This window comes from Bacillus sp. BB081 (genome assembly GCF_008368895.1).
GTDB classification, from domain to species: domain Bacteria; phylum Bacillota; class Bacilli; order Bacillales; family Bacillaceae_G; genus Bacillus_A; species Bacillus_A wiedmannii.
The window spans coordinates 42,867-62,882 of sequence record NZ_QOZX01000024.1; the positions used below are offsets into that span (position 1 = coordinate 42,867).

General features: G+C 34.1%; 21 protein-coding genes. 9 read left to right on the forward strand and 12 right to left on the reverse strand.

The genetic code is table 11. The features are described from left to right. Nucleotides 1-16: 16 nt before the first annotated feature. From DN394_RS13130 to DN394_RS13160, 7 genes are all read right to left on the reverse strand, one after another. Nucleotides 17-1,996, reverse strand: a complete 1,980-nt coding sequence (locus DN394_RS13130) for an FtsX-like permease family protein (RefSeq protein WP_149293859.1) — start codon at nt 1,994-1,996, stop codon at nt 17-19. Beyond that, nucleotides 1,993-2,745 carry an ABC transporter ATP-binding protein gene (locus tag DN394_RS13135; protein ID WP_000393250.1) on the reverse strand — a complete coding sequence of 251 codons (753 nt, stop codon included), beginning with the start codon at nt 2,743-2,745 and terminating at the stop codon, nt 1,993-1,995. The genes DN394_RS13130 and DN394_RS13135 overlap by 4 nt, the downstream gene beginning before the upstream one ends. A 20-nt stretch (nt 2,746-2,765) precedes the next feature. After that, complete coding sequence (locus DN394_RS13140) at nt 2,766-4,721, reverse strand: ABC transporter permease (protein ID WP_097918227.1); 1,956 nt, start codon at nt 4,719-4,721, stop codon at nt 2,766-2,768. Between the two features lie 67 nt (nt 4,722-4,788). Then, nucleotides 4,789-6,768, reverse strand: a complete 1,980-nt coding sequence (locus tag DN394_RS13145) for an FtsX-like permease family protein (RefSeq protein WP_149293860.1) — start codon at nt 6,766-6,768, stop codon at nt 4,789-4,791. Nucleotides 6,769-6,862: 94 nt separating this feature from the next. Then, nucleotides 6,863-7,885, reverse strand: a complete 1,023-nt coding sequence (locus tag DN394_RS13150; RefSeq protein WP_000765337.1) for a sensor histidine kinase — start codon at nt 7,883-7,885, stop codon at nt 6,863-6,865. A gap of 2 nt (nt 7,886-7,887) precedes the next feature. Further along, entirely contained in the window at nt 7,888-8,583 is a 696-nt protein-coding gene (locus DN394_RS13155) for a response regulator transcription factor (protein ID WP_000276740.1), read from the reverse strand. Nucleotides 8,584-8,833: 250 nt separating this feature from the next. Then, on the reverse strand, nt 8,834-9,706 hold the full coding sequence (locus tag DN394_RS13160; protein ID WP_097918229.1) for an AraC family transcriptional regulator: 873 nt from the start codon (nt 9,704-9,706) through the stop codon (nt 8,834-8,836). A gap of 306 nt (nt 9,707-10,012) precedes the next feature. Between DN394_RS13160 and DN394_RS13165 the strand changes: the two genes are divergently transcribed. From DN394_RS13165 to DN394_RS13180, 4 genes are all read left to right on the forward strand, one after another. Beyond that, entirely contained in the window at nt 10,013-10,783 is a 771-nt protein-coding gene (locus tag DN394_RS13165; protein WP_000859653.1) for an ABC transporter ATP-binding protein, read from the forward strand. Beyond that, nucleotides 10,770-12,719, forward strand: coding sequence for an ABC transporter permease (locus DN394_RS13170; protein WP_097918230.1), 1,950 nt, complete (start codon nt 10,770-10,772; stop codon nt 12,717-12,719). The genes DN394_RS13165 and DN394_RS13170 overlap by 14 nt, the downstream gene beginning before the upstream one ends. 144 nt (nt 12,720-12,863) lie before the next feature. Next, entirely contained in the window at nt 12,864-13,442 is a 579-nt protein-coding gene (locus DN394_RS13175; protein ID WP_097918231.1) for a class I SAM-dependent methyltransferase, read from the forward strand. Continuing rightward, nucleotides 13,442-14,041, forward strand: a complete 600-nt coding sequence (locus DN394_RS13180; RefSeq protein WP_097918232.1) for a DedA family protein — start codon at nt 13,442-13,444, stop codon at nt 14,039-14,041. Before DN394_RS13175 ends, DN394_RS13180 begins: the two co-directional genes overlap by 1 nt. A 75-nt stretch (nt 14,042-14,116) precedes the next feature. Here DN394_RS13180 and DN394_RS13185 read toward each other — a convergent pair whose 3' ends face one another. Both DN394_RS13185 and DN394_RS13190 read right to left on the reverse strand, forming a co-directional pair. Then, nucleotides 14,117-14,500: a hypothetical protein gene (locus DN394_RS13185; protein WP_097918233.1), complete on the reverse strand. Its 384-nt coding sequence runs from the start codon at nt 14,498-14,500 to the stop codon at nt 14,117-14,119. 73 nt (nt 14,501-14,573) lie between these two features. Then, nucleotides 14,574-15,032 carry a helix-turn-helix transcriptional regulator gene (locus tag DN394_RS13190; protein ID WP_000360776.1) on the reverse strand — a complete coding sequence of 153 codons (459 nt, stop codon included), beginning with the start codon at nt 15,030-15,032 and terminating at the stop codon, nt 14,574-14,576. Nucleotides 15,033-15,245: 213 nt separating this feature from the next. Between DN394_RS13190 and DN394_RS13195 the strand changes: the two genes are divergently transcribed. Continuing rightward, nucleotides 15,246-15,593 (forward strand): YxeA family protein, encoded by a 348-nt coding sequence (locus DN394_RS13195; RefSeq protein ID WP_097918234.1) that lies wholly within the window; start codon nt 15,246-15,248, stop codon nt 15,591-15,593. A 308-nt stretch (nt 15,594-15,901) separates the two neighbouring features. On the opposite strand, the gene DN394_RS13200 is transcribed toward DN394_RS13195, so the two are convergent. The 3 genes from DN394_RS13200 to hpt form a co-directional block, all read right to left on the reverse strand. Then, nucleotides 15,902-16,081, reverse strand: coding sequence for a cold-inducible protein YdjO-related protein (locus DN394_RS13200; RefSeq protein ID WP_000289924.1), 180 nt, complete (start codon nt 16,079-16,081; stop codon nt 15,902-15,904). 148 nt (nt 16,082-16,229) lie between these two features. Then, entirely contained in the window at nt 16,230-17,132 is a 903-nt protein-coding gene (locus DN394_RS13205; RefSeq protein ID WP_000167910.1) for a diacylglycerol/lipid kinase family protein, read from the reverse strand. Between the two features lie 86 nt (nt 17,133-17,218). Further along, nucleotides 17,219-17,746 carry a hypoxanthine phosphoribosyltransferase gene (hpt, locus tag DN394_RS13210; protein ID WP_001047287.1) on the reverse strand — a complete coding sequence of 176 codons (528 nt, stop codon included), beginning with the start codon at nt 17,744-17,746 and terminating at the stop codon, nt 17,219-17,221. Nucleotides 17,747-17,907: 161 nt separating this feature from the next. Between hpt and DN394_RS13215 the strand changes: the two genes are divergently transcribed. The 4 genes from DN394_RS13215 to DN394_RS13230 all read left to right on the forward strand — a co-directional run bounded on the left by DN394_RS13215 (nt 17,908) and on the right by DN394_RS13230 (nt 20,015). Further along, on the forward strand, nt 17,908-18,123 hold the full coding sequence (locus tag DN394_RS13215; protein WP_097918236.1) for a hypothetical protein: 216 nt from the start codon (nt 17,908-17,910) through the stop codon (nt 18,121-18,123). A gap of 183 nt (nt 18,124-18,306) precedes the next feature. After that, the gene (locus DN394_RS13220) at nt 18,307-18,639 is read left to right on the forward strand and encodes a hypothetical protein (protein WP_000415595.1); all 333 of its coding nucleotides are present in this window, start codon (nt 18,307-18,309) and stop codon (nt 18,637-18,639) included. 177 nt (nt 18,640-18,816) lie between these two features. Beyond that, nucleotides 18,817-19,305: an LPXTG cell wall anchor domain-containing protein gene (locus DN394_RS13225; RefSeq protein ID WP_000728031.1), complete on the forward strand. Its 489-nt coding sequence runs from the start codon at nt 18,817-18,819 to the stop codon at nt 19,303-19,305. 89 nt (nt 19,306-19,394) lie between these two features. Then, a complete protein-coding gene (locus DN394_RS13230) occupies nt 19,395-20,015 on the forward strand; it encodes a class D sortase (RefSeq protein ID WP_098085918.1) in 621 nt (206 codons plus the stop codon). Nucleotide 20,016 lies beyond the last annotated feature (1 nt).

Here is a 20,016-nt window from a genome sequence, read left to right on the forward strand (position 1 = left end):
CACAAGGCTATTTTATTCATATCTTGGTATGCTGTGATAATTTATTGATGTAAAGAGAACGGATTAAGAAGAAGAAAATAATCTCGATAATCCCGAAAAAGGTGAGTACAATTAATAACTCTTTTAGTAAAGAAAAAGCGAACATGCTTTGTAAAAACTTAACCGCAAATAACGTGTGAACACCAGCAACGATGTAAGGAACGAAAAATAAAATCCCTAATTGAATCGTTGCAGAGCGGAACATTTCTGATTCTGTTAAGCCGATTTTTGTAATCGTAATGTACTTTTGTTTTTCATTCGTTAAGTCGTTATACATACGGAAGTATAAAACACTAGCCGCACCGATAAAGAAGATAAAGCCGAGAAATGCCCAAATAAAGAATTGAGCAATTGCATTTTCTTTATTATGGAGTAACTCATCAGTAGCTGTATAAATATTAAAAGGGACGGGAGATGCATGCTTATCGTCTTTATGTGCCTCATAATATTTTTCGGTGTCATTACTAATACTTTTTAATATATTTTTCGTTGGAATAATTGCATTTTCCCAATTATCCACGAAGTAGTTATAAACCGTAATGGTTTCAATATGAGGAATCACAGTATCGATTGCATAATCTTGCATAATAACTAAATTTGCTAATGCAAAGGGTGGTGCTATTCCTTTGTTAATAAATCCCTTTATATAAAACTCCTTTTTATTGGATTCAAGTGTAATTGTATTTTGTTTTACAAATGGATTTGATACAAGGTTTAATAGCTCTGGTGAATAGCCAGAAATAATGTAAACTTCTTTTGAATCAAGGGTGATTGTAGGTCTCTTTAACTGCTTAGCAATTTCGTTATAATCACTCATTTTCATAATTGCAATCTCTTCTTTTGAAGCATTATCTTTTAAAAGCGTAAATTTATATTTTTTATATTGAAAATGAGCATTGGAAAGTTCGGATTCAATAGTATTAACGTGCTTTTGTTCAAGGGAGTGATCCCCTTTTAATTTGTATGTGAAGGGAATAGGATATCGCTCTAGTATCGATGCTTTCGTATTATTATTAGCAGCAAATAATCCGATAATAATCGTAAATGCAAGTGCAGATAGCATAGAAACGATAAAGAGTACATTAATATTACTGCGGGTACGAGAAACTAAATCTGAAATCCATAACATATTTATTTGTTTCAAATAAAACTTTCTTCGTTTCTTTAAAATATAGATAAAGAGAAGAAATGTTTGTGAAAAGAATAAATATGTCCCGACTACTACGAGCGGTAAAATAGATAGCATAATTAAGAATACGGATCCATTTTGCACATTTTTTTCGGTTACGTAGCCTTGCGGGTAACCGGCAATATAATAACATAACCCTAAACAAGTTAAAGCAAATATCGAAATGAGTATAGACGGCCTTTTTTCGGCTGTCACTTTCTTGTTCCCTTTAATAAGGTGGACTGTTTTACGAGTACGAATAAACATTGGTGTAAACGTAGAAACGATTAAAAATAAAATGATAAACGTTACGGTTGTCACGATAATTGCTTCTGTTGGCCAATATAAATAAAGGCCTTTTGCACTTGTTAATTTCGAAGTGACTAATAAGAAAAAGTTAGAAAATACAAGCCCACCTTGAATACCGATAAAGATAGATAATATCCCGATTATCATGTTTTCAGTAAATAACAATCTTTTTAATTGTCTCTGTGAGATACCGAGAATCGTGAGTATCCCGAATTGCTGCTTCCGAACATTTAAAAAGGTTCCGATTGAATATAAGAGAAAGAAGAACGAGAACATAACGATAACGAATTGAGCTGTACTAGCTAAATTCATTAGAGGATCTCGATCTTGAAAGTTTTGTACACTTTGTAAGCGCGGATGATACGCGTATACAGTAAATGAAAAGAAAACCATTATAGAAAAAGCACTACTTACAAAATAAGCGAAATATGCTTTAGAATTACGCGAGACATTTTTAAATGCGAATTGCCAAAATGTCATCCACGTCTTCCTCCTAATAAGGCTAAAACATCTAATATTTCTTGATAAAATTTCTCGCGATATAGTCCGCGGTGTAGTTCGTTGTAAAGCTCGCCATCTTTAATGAAAATGACACGGTTACAATAACTTGCTGCAAACGGATCATGCGTAACCATTAAAATCGTTGCATCTTCTTCTTTATTTAATTTCGTAAATAACTCCATTACATCGATTGCTGCTTTCGAATCTAAATTTCCTGTCGGTTCATCGGCAAGTAGAAGTGACGGGTGATGAATAACAGCACGTGCTACTGCGGTACGCTGTGCTTGTCCTCCAGAAACTTCAAAAATACGTTTATCCAAAATATGATCAATTCCAAGTTTCTTGGAAATATTATCAAGCTTTTCATCCATCTCTTTTAATGGAACATTATCCAAAGTTAAAGGTAGTACGATATTTTCACCGATTGTTAGTGTATCTAGTAGGTTAAAGTTTTGGAAAACAAATCCTAACTCTTGGCGACGAAAAATAGCTAACTTCTCTCTACGAAATGTGTGTGGTTTCTTTCCGTTAATAACGACGTCACCAGAAGTAGGAGAATCAATTGTGGAGATAACGTTTAAAAATGTAGATTTCCCGCTCCCAGACGGTCCCATAATGGCAACGAATTCTCCTTTATCTACATGTAAATTTATGTTTTTTAAAGCGGTATGAGGGACTTTTCCCTCATACACTTTTGAGACGTTTTTTATGTGTAAAACTTCTTCCATAATAATCACCTTTCTATCTGTTAAAACTTAATGTGTTGTGATAATTTTTGCATATAAAAGGAACGAATTAAAAGGAAAAATAGAATTTCAACTGTTCCAAAAATCATAAGTACGACTGTAATTTCCGCGAAGAACGAGAGATTTAATACTTCTTGTAACATCTTTGTCGCAAACATTGTATGGATCGACGCCATAATGTATGGAACAAAGAAAAGAATCGCAAGTTGAATGGTAGCAGATCGCTTCATTTCGGATTCTGTTAAACCAATTTTCGTAATCGTTACATACTTTTCTTGCTCATTTGTTAAATCGGTATACATTCGGAAGTAAAGAACACTACCAGCACCAATAAAGAAAATAACACCAAGGAAAGTTCCGATTAAGAAAAATGAAGCGACATTTAGTTTCGTTTTGTATAGAGAGTCACTAGCTTCACTTGCATGGAATGGTGGGTGCTCTGCTTGAATCGATGCATTGTCGTTACTGATTTTTGTTATAAATGCAGCACCGATATTATATGCCTTTTCCCAATTCGGCACTTTGAAGTTATATACACTCATTTGTTTGGAAATAGTTGATAAGGCTTCTACATTTTCATCAGATATAATGAGTAACTTCGGTACTAACCCGTTTGGGAACGGACTAGTACTTTTATAATCCTTCACTTTCAAATGTAAAGAGTTTTGAGTAAGTGTAAGACTATCTTTTTTTTCTTTATCATAAAATGTTCCAATGAAATGATCATCTATTTCTTTCATAAGGATATAAGATTCATTATTCTTTACGATGAGTGGATCCAAGTTTAATGCATTAGCGAGTACATTATAGTCACTTTGTTTCATTACATGATAGAGCTGCGTGTTATCTTCAGCTAAAGATACTTCGTATATATCCGTTTTAAATTTTTCATAAGTAAATTGTTCTTCATTAAATTTTTGTTCCAACCAGTTTAAATGTTCATCACTTAACGTGTTTTCAGTATGTGATAAATAAGTAAAAGGGAACGGGTTTTTTCTTATTTCATTAAACTTTGTAAACTTCCCAAAACCATATAGGAATGTAATCATTGTAAAAGCGAGCGTTGATAGCATCGCTACTATAAAGAGCATATTAATATTCGTTCGAATGCGTGATGCTAAATCCGAAACCCAAAGCATATTAATGCGTTTCATATAAAACGTTCTTCGCGCTTTTAATATACGAATGAGTAAAAAGCTAATTTGCGAGAAGAAAAAATATGTTCCAGCTGCAATAAGCGATGGGATGACAAATATACTAGAGACGGCATATAAAAGCCCAATGATGTCACCTAGCGACAGAAAATATAATGGATTTGCGGCTAACGCATATCCAGATATTAAACATATCGCACCAAATAGGGAGATGAGCACAGATGCTTTTCTTTCTTTTTGTTTTGTTCCTTCTTTTAAAAGGCGTACAGCTTTTCTCGTACGAATGAGCATCGGTGTAAAAGATGATACGAGAATAAAGAGCCCGAGAAAGATGATGATAGTTAAAATAATGGCGCTTGTAGGCCAATATAAATATAAACCAGGTACATGTGTAATTTTGGCGGTAACTAATAAAAAGAATTGTGAAAAGACAAGTCCCAGTTGAATGCCAAAAAATATAGAAAGAATACCAATTAACATATTTTCTATAAATATGAGTCGTTTTAATTGTTTTTGAGAGATGCCAAGTACTGTTAAAATCCCAAATTGTCTTTTTCGTACTTTTAAGAAAGTACCAATTGAATATAGTAAAAAGAAAAATGAAAAGAACACAATGACAACTTCTGAAATTGTCATTAATATGCTCAAAGCATAATTAACGTCTGTCATATGCAATTTCGGATGAAATAAATAAACTGCAAATGAGAAAAAAATTGCGATGGAGAACGCACTGCTTACAAAATAGGCGAAATAAGCTCTGGCGTTCCGCGAGACGTTTTTAAATGCAAACTGCCAAAATGTCATTTGCCTAGCCTCCTAGTAGGATGAAGATGAAAAGAGTATAAGAAATACTCTTTTCATTAAGTTTGTTTTAAATGATTTGTCCACTCGTGTACTGTGATAATTTTTGCATATAAAGTGAACGAATGAAGAAGAAAAATACGATTTCAACGAATCCAAAAATAATAAGAACGGCTGAAACTTCTTTGAACAAAGATAAACCAATTACATCTTGTAGCATTTTCGTTGCGAACATTGTATGAATGGATGCCATAATGTACGGAACGAAAAATAAAATACTAAGCTGAATGGTTGCAGATCGTTTCATCTCTGTATCTGTTACACCGATTTTAGAAATGGTTATATACTTTTCTTGTTCGTTCGTCAAATCGGTATACATTCTAAAGTAAAGAACGCTACCGGCCCCGATGAAGAAAATAACTCCTAAAAATGTTCCGATTAGGAAGTATGCAGCACTACCAGATGTTATTCTGTATAACGATCCTGCTGATTCAAAGGATCGAATAAGAGGTCCTTCATACTGGGATTTATTTCGATCTTTTTGGATCTTTTCTATAAAAGTATCAGCAATTTTATACGTCTGTTCCCAGTTTTGCACTTTGTAATTGTACGCCGATATATGCTTTACCGTGTTGGGGAAGTTACTCACGATAATATCAGGCAAAACTATCGTTTGATATGCAAAGCCAGATGGAATTGCATTGACATGCTCATAGCCTTTTACTCGTAATTTCGTATTTGTACTAGAGAGTGTAATGTAATCTCTTTTATAACTTTGCTCAAATTCGTTGAATATAGTGATATAAGACGTCCCCGTTAAAACATATGCCTCGTTATCATTCATAAATAGTTGTTTCATTCGTAAAGAATCCGCAAGTTTGTTATAGTCACTTTGCTTAATTGCGTATACGTCATTATAAATAGCTATACCTTTATCTTCTTCTAGTGGTGTTTCATATATATCAGCTTTTATTTTTTCATAAGGGAAATGCTCTTTTTGTAATTGTTGCTCAAGCCAATTTAAATGCTCCGTAACAAAAGGATTCGCATCATAAGAAAAATAAGAAATTGGGAAAGGAGAAGTTCTATTAACCTCTAGTTTAATAAATTTCCCGAACCCATATAGGAACGTAATCATTGTGAAAGCGATAGTAGATAGCATTGCTACAATAAAAAGCATATTAATATTCGCTCGAATACGGCTTGCTAAATCCGAAATCCAAAGCATATTAATCCGTTTCATATAAAATTTTCTTCTCGTTTTTAAAATGTAAATAAGTAAGAAACTAATTTGTGAAAAGAAGAAATATGTTCCGATTGTCACAAGCGTTGGGATAACGAAAATACTTGAAACCATATATATAATACCTATTTGTGGGCTTACTGATGCGAAATATTTAGGATTTCCAGCTAAAGCATAGCCTCCAAATAAACAAATCGCTCCAAATAAAGAAATAAGTACGGATGGTTTTCTTTCTTTTTGTTTTCCAACATTTATTTTTAAAAGGTGTACCGCTTTTTTTGTGCGAATTAGCATTGGTGTCAATGCTGATACAATGATAAAAAGACTAAGGAAAACGATGGTCGTTAAAATAAACGCGTTAATAGGCAAGTATAAATATATGCCTGGTACGTGCGTAATTTTTGCTGTCACTAATAAGAAAAATTGCGAGAAGACAAGTCCAAACTGCATACCGAAAAAAATAGATAAAATACCGATTAACATATTTTCCATAAAAACAAGACGATGTAATTGTTTTCTAGATATTCCTAAAACGGTCAAAACGCCGAATTGTTTTTTTCTAACTTTTAAAAAGGTGCCAATGGAATATAGTAAAAAGAAGAAAGAGAAAAATACAATTACTACTTCTGAAAATATCATTAATCCTGAAATTTCAGAGACTATGCCAAAGTTTTGTAGTTTTGGATGAAATAAGTAGACTGCAAATGAAAAGAACACAGCAATTGAAAACGAACTGCTTACGAAATAAGCGAAGTAAGCTCTTGAGTTGCGCGTTACATTTTTAAATGCAAATTGCCAAAATGTCATAGACTATACCTCCAGATAGAAGATATAGAAGTAGTTTTATTGCAAAAAATGTATGAGAGTGAGTTCTCATACATTTTGCTTGCATATGTTACGATCATGCTTCGGTCACCTTCTCCGTATGTTCTGCTTGATTATTTGCAGCGTTGTGGAAGATGATTTTAATCGTCGTTCCTTTACCAACTTCAGAATCTAGTTTGACAGAGTGACCTAAATAATCACAAATTTTACTTACAATATAAAGTCCCATACCAGTAGATTCTCCGAATGCGCGACCATTTTTCCCAGTGTAAAACGGTTCAAATACTCTTCGAATATCTTCTTGCGGAATACCAACACCTTCATCGCGAACTTCTAAAATAATATCTTTTCCGTTTCGGTAAGCAGATAAGAAAACTTTCTTTCCACGCTCACCAGAGTAACGAACGGCATTTGTCATTAACTGATAAATAATGAATTTTAGCCATTTCGCATCAGAAGCGACTTTTAAATCGGAATGAACTTCTAAAACAGGGAAGACCCCGTTTCGAATGAAGAGTTCTTTTAATCCATTAATATTTTTTGTTACCGCATCTTTTAATGAAATCGTCTCAACATGGAAATCTTCATGGAAGTTATTCAGCCTTGCCATATATAAAGCCATATCGAGCCCTTGATTTAATCGTTCTAATTCTTTTTTGAATTTCGGAATCAAATGTTCATCTTCCATTTCGAGAACCATAAGCTGCATAACAGAAACAGGTGTCTTCATTTGATGCACCCAGTGGTTAATGAATAATTGATGTTCTTGTTGTTTTACTTCATACGATTGTAGTTCTTTTTGGAAGAGACGATACTGCGTACGCACGAGTTCATTTACGCCGTGGGGCATCGGAGCAGTTGCTCTTTCAATAAACGCATCTTCCATTTTCTCTGGTTGCTCACTTAATCTATGGTACATTCTACGATTGCGAACGTAACGATAAGCGAGGAAACAAATGAATAAATATAAACTTAAAACGACGAAGTAAAATTTATTATTTTGAAATCCATCTACTGCATCATAAAGAACGAAGATGATACCGAAGTTTAATACGTATAGTAGAAAAAATGCAAAATGATCACGTAAAAATAGCTTCATGCTTATTCACTCCAAGTTGTGTTAAAACGATACCCAAGTCCACGTACTGTTTCAATAGCATTTTCAATACCAAGCTCATTGAACTTTTTACGAAGACGCGTAATGTTTACGTTTAATGTATTTTCTTCAACGAAGCTTTCGTCGTCCCATAGGGCAGCTAGTAAATCTTCACGGCTCGCTGTACGAGGGAATTTAGATAATAACATTTCTGCTAAAATAGCCTCTTTCTTCGTTAAAAGAACTTGCTCAGTTCCAAAATGAATTTCTGGGCGTTCAGGGAATAGTTTTAAACCCTCCACTTCAACGATACGTTCTGAAATATTTGGTGCATAATCACCGTAAATACGGCGTAATTGACCTTTAATTTTTGCCATTACAACGTCGTAGTGGAAAGGTTTTGTAATATAATCATCCGCACCGCTTTCAATCGCCATAATTTGTTCCATCTCGCCAGCACGCGCTGAAATGAAAATAATTGGACAAGTAGATTCATGACGAATTTGACGGCACCAGTAGAATCCATCGAATTTCGGTAAGTTTACATCAAGTAAAACAAGATGTGGTTTCACTGCATTAAACGATTCCATAATATCATCGAAATTCTCTGCAACAACAGCTTCATAGCCATATTTTTGAATGTGAGATTGTAGTAATGATGAAATATTTGGATCGTCTTCAACGATTAAAATTTTATACATATGTATATTCCTCCTAAAAAAACAATTGTAGCTATAGTGTATCATGTGTTTCAAGTCTTTTCATTATGTTGAAATGTAGGCTAATAAACAGTATAGGTCAAAAGTGTGAAAAGTAAAAAGGTTATGGGGACAATTTATAATTATTGGTACAGCGAGACTAACGATGGGATATTCCTACGTCGCTTATAAAAAAGAACTAAAAATATAAATAAAAGCTGCTTTTCCTTTTAAGGAAGAGCAGCTTTATTTTTTATTTCTTCAAAACAGGTATCCAAATTTCACTTTTAAAGTTTGGAGAAGATATATCTTTCTGTTCATTCCACAATATTTCTGGTCCTTCCGCTAGTTCATAGTTTGAGGAAGGAAACCATTCGGAATAAATGCGTCCCCATACATTTTGTAATGTTTCAGGAAATGGACCTACAGCTTCAAATACGGCCCACGTTGAAGATGCGACTTCAAGTTGTGCGAATTGCTCTGGACAATCTTTCGTTGAGGCTACTCCAATGTAGTGATCGAGTTCTCCCTTTTCCTCCATTCTACCTTCAGAAAAGTTAGTAGAAGCACTAATAATTCCAGTAGGTTCAATGTTTGAAAGGGACTTTAATGTTTGAATGGACTCTGGATTTAAACTTTTCCACATAGAAGCAATTTCTTCATTTACACCGTTAAATACAATCGGTACGCGTTTTGTAATACCTATAATTCGAAATGAGTCTTTTTCTTCAATTCGATAGTTCATTTCATTTCCTCCTTGAATGGATAGTTGGAAGGTCATTGGTGAATAAGCTTTCAAAGAATGGCTACTATTTCGAGCCTCTGAAGGTGTTATGCCATGCAAGTTTTGAAATGCACGAGCAAATGAATCTGGTGAATTGTAGCCATATTTTATAGCGACATCAATGACTTTTACATTGCTGTTTTTTAGTTCAAAGGCAGCGAGAGTAAGGCGTCTACAGCGAATATAATCTGACAGCGATATGCCAGCTAGAAATGAAAACATTCTTTTAAAGTGATACTCAGAGCAGAGTGCTAGCCGTGCAACTTCTTTAAAATTAATTTCATCTGTCAAGTTGTCTTCAATATATTGCATTGCAGCATTCATATTTTTTAGTGAATCCATTAAATGACCTCCTCTGTAAGTAGAATAGCAGGAAAGAAATAGCCCCATCCGACATTTCATGCACAACTTTGTAGGGTGCATTTTTCACCTTACAAAATTGTAATGTTCCTGTAAGGAGAATGAATGGATGACATGATATCCCAATGTTATAGTAACAAAGTACTTTGATTCATTAGGTTAAATTTTGATTTCTTTGCTTACCGCCCTTACATAACTGTCATGTTTGTGTAAGAAACATCGATAGTGGCAAGAGTAGAGAATGTATATAGTTGAAAATAGAGAATAGAAGAAATGAGGGATGTCGAGATGAAAACAGTGTTAGAAGCAAAAAATATTGAAAAAGTGTATGACACGGGTGGTAATAAATTCGCAGCGTTAAAAGGTATTAACTTACAAGTAAAAGAAGGTGAGTTCGTTGGAATTATGGGACCTTCTGGTTCGGGTAAGACGACTTTACTAAACGTTCTTTCTACAATTGATAATGCGACGAACGGTGAAATTTTAATTGATGGAAAAGATATCGTGAAAATGAATGATGATAAGTTAGCGTTATTCCGCCGCGATCATTTAGGGTTCATTTTCCAAGATTATAACTTATTAGATACGTTAACGGTAAAAGAGAACATTGCGTTACCTCTTGCGTTATCAAAAGTGAAAGCAAATGAGATTGATCGCCGCGTTCTTGAAATCTCAAAGAAATTCGGTATTGATCATATTTTAAGTCAGTTCCCATATCAAGTATCTGGTGGACAGAAGCAGCGCTGCGCAGCATCGCGTGCGATTGTTACGAATCCAAGTATGATTTTCGGGGATGAGCCAACTGGAGCGCTTGATTCTAAATCAGCAACAGATTTACTTGAAAGTATGAAGTCGTTAAATGAATATGATAACTCTACAATTTTAATGGTAACGCATGATGCGTTTGCGGCGAGTTACTGTAAACGAGTTATTTTCATTAAAGATGGTGAGTTATATAAAGAATTGCACCGCGGTGAATTAACGCGCAAACAGTTCTTCCAACAAGTCGTTGACGTAATGTCTTCTATTTCCGGAGGTATGGCTGATGACCTTATCTAGCATTGCCCTCCGCAACATACAGCGGAACTTTAAAGACTACTTTGTATATTTTGCATCTATGATTTTTAGTATTGTTATTTATTTTACATTTAAAGCACTGCAATATAATTCACAAATGGAAAAAGCAGCGGAAGCTTCTAAAAAAATTAGTGGAGCGTTCCAAGTTTCCAGTGTCATGCTAATTATATTCGTAGCAGTGTTCATTATATATTCAAACGGTTTCTTTACACGAAAACGTAAAAAAGAAGTTGGACTCTATTCCTTATTAGGTATTCGTAAAAGACAAATCGGTAAAATGCTCTTTTATGAAAATATGTTAATGGGATTAATGTCTTTAATTATCGGGATTGCGGTTGGTAGCGTCCTTTCAAAATTATTCCTTGAGTTATTAGTAAGTATGATGGGATTAAACTTAAATGTTCATTTTGAAGTACCGATGGCTGCCATTATTGATACAGCAATTATTTTCTTTGTGATTATTTTATATACATCACTTCAAGGATATCGTTTAATTTATCGCTTTAAGTTAATTGAACTTTTCCGCGCAGAACGTGAAGGAGAAGCAATGCCAAAAGGCTCTGTCATTATGGCATTAATTTCAGTGTTCTTAATCGGTTCAGGTTATTTCTTAGCGTTAATGTACATGAAAGCAGTTATGTATGCAGACTTTATGGTCGTTGCATTATACATTTTATTAGCGACAGTAGCAGGAACTTATTTATTGTTCATGTTCTTCACAGTATTTGTATTGAAACGTGCAAGAAATAACAAGTCAGCGTTTTATAACGGTATGAATATGGTAACGACATCGCAGTTACTATATCGCATTAAAGGAAATGCGAAATCACTTGCAACAATTGCTATTTTAAGTGCAGTAACATTAACGGCGGTTGGTACGTCAGTTACGATGTATTACAATACATTTACACAATCAAAAGTGGCTGCACCGTATAGTTATTCTTATGAGAAAAAAGATGAAGCATTAGATAAAAAAGTAAATGAAATACTTGCTGGAGAAAAGAATAACCATCCAGTGACATATGAAGCAGAAGTTGAAATGATTCCTGTGAAAGGAACATTTAAAGGTGAAAGAGCGGATCAAGTTCTGAACACGCACTATAATGTTACGAAGCAGTACGAGCTTATTTCTCAATCAAACTTTAATGCACTTGCGAAACATTTAGATGTAGAACCTGTAAATTTAAGTGCGAATGAAGCTTTTGTATATGATAGCTTATATATTGAAAATCTTGATTTTGGTCCTCTTTACACAGGAAATACAGCTGTATTCCCTGTCGGAAATGAATCAAAAGAGTTAAAGATTAAAGGTGTAAATAGTAGAAGTGTTACAAACTTAAATGAACTATTTGTAATCGTTCCGGATCAAACATATGAGCAAGCGAAACAAGTAAACGAAACGCGCATTGTAAAAAATATTGATGTAAAAGGTGAGCGAAATAGTAAAGAGTTAACAGCGAAATTAGCAAGCGTTATGCCAGCTGGTGAATCAGAAATTTTAAAACCATTTAACGATTTCTATACAGGATTCCAAATGGGGCTGGAAACGACAGGCTTAATGATGTTCATTGGACTATTTTTAGGATTAGTATTCCTATTAGCGACAGGCTCAATCATTTACTTCAAGCAGCTTACAGAAGCAAGTGCTGACCGTGATCGTTACGTTGTCCTTCATAAAGTCGGTGTAACGAAGCAAGAGATGAAGAAAGCTATCGCAAAACAAGTGAGCTTTATCTTCGCTATTCCGTTAGTAATCGGAATCCTGCACAGCCTATTTGCACTAAAAGGTTTAGCAAATATATTACCATTTGAAATTATGATCCCGCTCCTAATTAGTATTGGAGTATACGGCGTCATTTATATTGGATATTACTTCTTAACAGTTCGTTCTTATTATAAGATTGTGAGTGCGAAGTAATAAATGAGCAGCTATCGCTATATAAGCGGTAGCTGTTTTTTCATTCTTCATAAAATCTTAAGAAATCTCCTCAATTTTTGTTAAGAAACGATAGTTATACTTAGAAACAAGTTAAAACTATTGAACGAATGGGGAGAGGTTTACATGCAACTCATAACATTCTTACATGAATTTATTAAACATCCGAAACATACTGGTGCAATTGCGCCAAGTTCAAAAATATTAGCAAGGAAAATGGTAGATGTAATTGATTTTAATAGAGCGAAATGCATCGTAGAGTTAGGGCCTGGTACAGGAGTCTTTACGAAAGAAATTATGAAGAGAAAGAAGAAGGAAACAATATTTCTTCTTATTGAAATTAATGAAGTGTTTTGCAAAGAGTTAAAGAGAAAGTTTAAAGATGAGCAAAACGTCATTGTTGTACATGGTTCAGCTGAAAATATAAAGAAGTATATGGAAGAGTTCCATATAGAATGCGTTGATTACGTCTTATCAGGATTGCCTTTTACTTCTTTGCCAGAAGAAGTTTCAAAGGGCATTTTAAACAATGTAATGGAAGCGATACAAGAGAACGGTGAATTTATTACATTTCAATATTCACTTGTGAAAAAAGGATGTATCCAGCATTTCTTTCCTGAAATTACGCTAGAAAAAGTGTGGCTCAATTTTCCGCCAGCGTACGTCTTTAGCTGTAAAAAAGAGCTAAGGAGAGCATATGCCTAATGGAATTACATGAATTATTATCTTATATTGAACAGTACGGTTATTGGGCACTATTTTTCTGTTTATGGTTAGGTATTATCGGTATGCCAATTCCAGACGAAATGATCGTAATGAGTGGTGGTTTTGTCTCTTCATTAGGGATATTAAGTGTCATTCCAGCATTTTTATTAACATATTTAGGCGTTGTATCTGGACTATCTTTAGGTTATATATTAGGAAAAATATTTGGTACGAAAGTACTTGATAAGCTAATGAAAAAGAAAAAGGCGAAATATCTTTTGAAATCTCAACAAATGGTAGAGAAGTATGGCCATTATGCGTTAGTCACAAGTTACTTCATACCAGTTGTAAGACATATCGTACCGTATTTAGTTGGAATGAATAACATGTCATTTAAGACGTATGCTTTGTATTCCTATACGACAGGATTTGTTTGGACACTCGTTTACTTTGTACTCGGTTCTTTATTTGGACAACATATTGAAAGTATTGTAGCAATCGCGATAGAGTATGGCGTGTATTTTGGCGGAATTATTTTTGTTGTTGTGAGTGGTACTTATTTGTATAAGCAAAGAAGAAGTACAGTGATGAGTAAGTAAATAAATAGAATGAAGGTTTATACTGATTGAGAGTAGTATAAAAGGGAGAGTTATTTTGTAGAGTAACTCTCCCTTTTAATGTAATTGCTTCTCATTCCTTACATTAGGATTTGTCTGAAATACAGTTATATAAATTGTTAATATGATTGTATTGATTAGATTAGCTAATATAGTCATAAAATCACTTGATGGAGTGATAAGAACGAAGATTGAAAGTATGGCAGAAGCAAGTGGAATGAACTTTTGCAGCGTAGTTAACTTTCGGTCTTTATGAAGCTTCGAAGATTGAAAGAAGCAAAGTAAGAAAATAAAGGATGTAAATACTAATCCTAAATATCCCCATCCATCTTCAATATACCAAGGTAAAAAGCTCATTCTCGATGTGAAAATAAATAAATTGAATACTAACGTGCTAATGATTAGCGTATTTAAAACCGTGATATTTGTCTGTTTTTCCATTTGAATTATACTCCGAAATTTATTTTATCCCGTATTAAAGGGCAGTAAAATCTCCACTGATTAAAGTTTTATTTTATTGAGATGTTTTTGCCATTTCCATAAATCGCTGTTCAATTTCATCGAAATCGAATGAATGGCATATTCTGCGGTCTTCTTTATCTAAAATTCGATAATGTTGAGATAAAATATTTTGTTGTATTTGATAACCGTTTAATTCTTTTATTTGTCGCCACCACACTTTTCCACCTAACGTCTTCGGGAAGTTCGTATTGTAATGTGTAAAAGCGATTGTTTTTATAATTTCATTCACATCATCCCCAAATGTCATTTGGACTGTATCGCTCTGTTCGAAGAGTGTTACGACACAAACTGCACCTGACCATGTTAGTGTGCGTCTTCCTTTTTCGATTTCGACTAATGTTTTCTTTGATAAACCAATAATTTCTGACATTTTATCTTGTGATAAATCATTTTCAACACGGATGAGTTTTAATTTTGAATTAACGAGTTCAATAAATTTTTGTTTATCCATAATGCAGCTCCTTTTTCTTATAGTGTAAAATTACACTAAAGGTGTAATTTTGTCAATTGTAGTGTGAAGAATTCTTTTTGTTTCTTGAGCTTACTAATTAATATTTCACTTCTATTTTAAGAAAATGTTAAGAAACCGTACGAGTTTTTATTAAGAAATACGCCCTATACTTAGAAACATCTCATAGAAAACATAATGAAAGGCGGAATATAGATGAAAAGATTTATTTTTGGATCACTACTTGTTATTGTGGCAGGGGCGGCATATTTATTAAATGGGAGCGCTAAGCTAGATCAAATGAATCCATTTCTTGATATAGAGCACCATTATGCAATAATTGATAACGATGGTAAAGAGTCAGGTGGAAATAAAGGTCGTGAGTATAAAGTGAAAGCTTATGATGAAAATGGTAAGGAAAAAGAAGTTACAATTGACGGAGTAGGTGAATTACCAAAAGATTCATACTGGCATGTGCTTACGAGAGGTAAGTTCTTATATGATAAAGTACAAGTAACACTAGATAAAATTCCTGATGGAGCGAAGATGAAGTTAGGATTATAGATATAAAACCGATTCTCAATGTGGGAATCGGTTTTGTTATTTTATGGTAAAGTTTTCCGGGAAACGAAAGAGAACATAGTGAAAATTATGTTCTCTTTCGTTTTTTATTAGCTAAAATGAGGTGTGCATAACTAAGGTTTGATAAGGGGAATTTGAAACAGAAAAGAGATGGGAAAACCATCTCTTTTCTGTTTCAATGTTTTACGCTATTATCTATTTTCTTTCTATTCACATATAGGAAATGCATCTTGTAGATAAGGAGAAAGATAATCCTTTATTCTAATATTTAAAGTGGAGAAAAGCGGGAGTTAGAGCTTTTGTAATAAACGCTCGCTACTATTCATATCATTTTTGCATAATGGACATTTTGGTTCTTCTTCTAATGAAAAATTTTTACGCATCCATCCACGGCAGTCTTTTGCCGTGCATTCCCATATAGCTATCGCTTCGGGATCTTCTACAGGCTTATCATTTTTTCTCCAATACATGTGATCGCTCCTCTAAAGTGAAAAGTTTTTTTGAAAAAATAAAAAGGTTGTTAACATTTTTTGTTAACAACCTTTTACTTATTAATTATACTGTATTTTTCGCAAAAATGCGAAGTTTAGTAATTATTAAAGTATAATAAAGTATTGATTACACAACCGCAGGATTATAAATCATCGTAAAGTGTCCTTGTAATAGTTCAATATGACAAGGTGTATGAAGCGAGCTTTCTCCATCTGTATCTACTTCTTTTTCTTCTTCTGTTTCAATATGAATGGATTTCGCTTTTACGTGGAAGATGTCATTTTCATTTGAGTCTTCAAATAGTTTCTTCCCGATATAATCTTTAAACGCTTGAATACCTGTTGATTTTACGACGAAAATATCAAGTGTTCCGTCGTCGCACTTTACGTTTGGAATAAAGGACGGGATACCGCCAAGATATTCACCGTTTCCAACCATAACAAGGACGGCTTCGTCTTCATATACTTGTCCATCGTACGTAATTTTTACGGGGAATGTTTCAGCATTTTTGACAGTTCGAATGGTGCTTAAATAGTAACCGATTTTTCCAAGCTTTGCTTTCTCTTCCGCATCGATATTGTTTGATACTTCAGAGACAAGTCCAATGCCCCAGAAGTTTAAGAAGTGTAGGTCATTTGCTTTTGCGACGTCAACTGGTTTTACATGTCCTTGTGTAATGAGTTTTGCCGCTTCTGCGATGTTTTGCGGAACGCCTAGCGTACGAGAGAAGTCATTGCAAGTTCCGCCTGGAATGATTGCAAGTGTAGGTCTAGTTTCAAGAGGTGCTAAGCCATTTGTGCATTCAAATACAGTGCCGTCACCACCAAAGACGATAATTAAATCTACTTTACTAGCAAACTCCTGACAATATTTTGTTGCATCACCTTGCTTTTTCGTATGAAGGATATGTAAGTCAGGAAAGGCTGCTGCAAGAGGTGGTACGATTTTCGTTAAGTTCGTATGTAAATCGCCTTGTCCTGCTTTCGGATTTACGATGAGGAGCACTTTTTCAAATTTTGTCTTTGTCATTTTTATTCTCTCCCTTTGTCTTTTACGAATCGTGATAGAAAATAAACTTCCACCAGTAATTGATGGTGGAAGTTTATTCTATTATATTATTCCGTTACAACTGAAGCGATAAATGGTAAGTTACGATATTTTTCTGCGCAGTCGATACCGTAGCCAACGATAAATTCGTCTGGAATTTGGAAGCCAACATATTCAGCTTTTAAGTCCACTTTACGACGCTCAGGTTTATCAAGTAACGTACAGAATTTCAATGCTTTCGGTTTATGCATAAAGAAGTGATCTTTTAAGAAGTGAAGTGTTAAACCAGAATCGATAATATCTTCTACGACAATTACGTTTTTTCCAGTAATGTTTACATCGATATCTTTTAATAGTTTTACTTTTCCAGTTGTTTCTGTTTGATTTCCGTAGCTAGATGCAGAAATAAAGTCGATTGTTACATCGTTTTTAATGTGACGAATTAAATCGGCAGCGAATACGAAAGATCCTTTTAATACAGCGATTACTACGATTTCTTCTCCTTCAAAGTCACGTTCGATTTGAAGTGCTAGTTCTTTTACTTTTTCTTGTAATTGTTCTTCAGAAATTAAAGTATCTTTTATTTCAAGATTCATTGGAGTCCTCCTACAGTGTAAAACTTGTGAACATTTCGACTGTAAAGGAAAGAAAGGGAAAAGTCAAAGAAGATATAAGTTTTTTACAGAAATCCCCACAAAATAGTCAGATGATATGATATACTGATTATATCAAGAAAACGCTTCCAAAAAGGGTGATTATGATGAGAAAGAAAGAGTATACAAGTGCAACATTTATAAAAGCATTGTTTTTAACAATTGTTCTTGGCAGTTTAGCTTACATAATTGATGTACCAGCGATTCGGATTTCACTAATTGGAATGACTTTAGTATTAGGCGCAATTTCCCACGGTATGATATCACAGCTGCAAGAAGCTGGAGTCGATCATATGAAAGATCATATAGATGAGAACTGAGAAACCTTCACGTATAGAGAGTGAAGGTTTTTTGTTTCTTACAAAAATGTAAGGTAGTTGTAAGGCAAATCGATAGTTGCATAGTAGTGTTTTGGATAAACTATAGGTGTAAGGTAAAAGGCAAACATATTTTAGGTAAATTAAGTTTTAGGCACTCTATATGTGAAAAAGGAGTAGGAGGGCATGGAGAAACGTTGGACGACCTTTTCTTTTTTAGCAACTAGCAACACCGTAATGCTAGCTGGCGAAATGGATTTTTTGCACTTGTTTGATCGAGAAGACGATCATTCTTCTTCTAAATTTACAATGAAATGGAATAAATGGAGCGAGAGTTGTAGGTTTGAAGAAGAGACCCCTAACGAAGAGCAAAAGATTATTTTGACAAACCCTATTAAAGCATGGGTTGTTCAACGTCGTAAGTGTAACGTCAAAAATCACTTAAAGAAAACTGAGCCGAGACAATTAGTTATCGCTCCGGCCTATTCTACTTCTAAATCACGCGAAAGTAACATGTAAATATTGAGACACACACCCGAAAAAACATCGTATATATTGCGATGTTTTTTTATTTTTCTACAATGAAATCTTTAAATGAAATATATTTCATCTGCATCTTATATTTATATCTCTTGTTTATTCTAGTGATACATCCGATGCGAAGTGATGTAAAACGTATAAAAGGAGAGAAATAAAATGAAAAAGAAACTATTACCAATTTGTGCAATGGCACTTTTAACAGTAGGATATTCTTCAGTAGCGAGTGCTTCTACTGGAACATTAACAAAGGAAGAGGCAGCGCAACTGCAGCAAGATAAAGTTAAAAAAGAAGAAGCAATTAAGGAACAGCAAAAAAATGATATAGAGAAAAAGCAAGCGGTACAAGTACAAGAAAAAAGTGATATGGCTAAAAAAGAGGAAGCAATAAAAGCGGAGAAAAAGAGTGAAGAAGAGAAAAAAAGAATAGCACAAGAACAGTTGAAAAATGATATGGCAAAAAAAGAAGCAGCACAAGTACAACAAAAAAATGGTGCGGTAAAAAAAGAAGTAGCGAAGCCAGCTGTACAAGGTGAAAAATTACCAAACACAGCATCCAATAATGTAGCAATGATGGCACTAAGCGCATGTCTTGTAGCGATAGGGACATTATTTGGTTTGAATCGTCGCAATAAAGTTAAGGCGTAAATAAAATATTGTCCTATAAAGAATGGAATAATTTCATATATTAAAAATGGTAGGTTATTCCTACCATTTTTGGCATGGAGGGATGAAACATGAAGTTACTCAATTATATCGGTATCATATTGATGGCTATAGGGCTATTTATGGGATCATATTACGCTATGGAATGGTATAAAGGAAAAAGCTCTGCCGGGCAATTAACGGCAGAAGAAATAAAGAATCTTAAAAATATACAACATAATAAACTTTCTCATGAAACACCTGTAACTTCTCAAGTGCCTTCTTCTCAAACAGAGCATAAAGAAGGAGAAAAGGTAGCGATGTTAAATATACCGAAAATAAAGAAGAAGTTTTCTATATACTGGGGAGCGGATGATGCAACGTTGAAGAAAGGAGTTGGAATGTTCGTTAGTGATTTAACGACAACGCCATCTGGAGGGGGACATACTGTACTGAGTGGACACCGGGATACTGTATTTACAGATTTAGGAGAGTTAAAAGAAAAAGACACTCTTGTTTTAGAGTATGATAATAAAACTTACACATATGAAATTCAAAAGATATGGATTACCCATGCGGATGATCGTACTGTTATTATAAAAAAAGAAGAACCGATATTAACACTGACGACTTGCTATCCATTTGATTATATAGGGGATGCACCAGATAGATATATTATCGAGGCGAAGTTAAAGGCTAGTTATTCAAAATGAA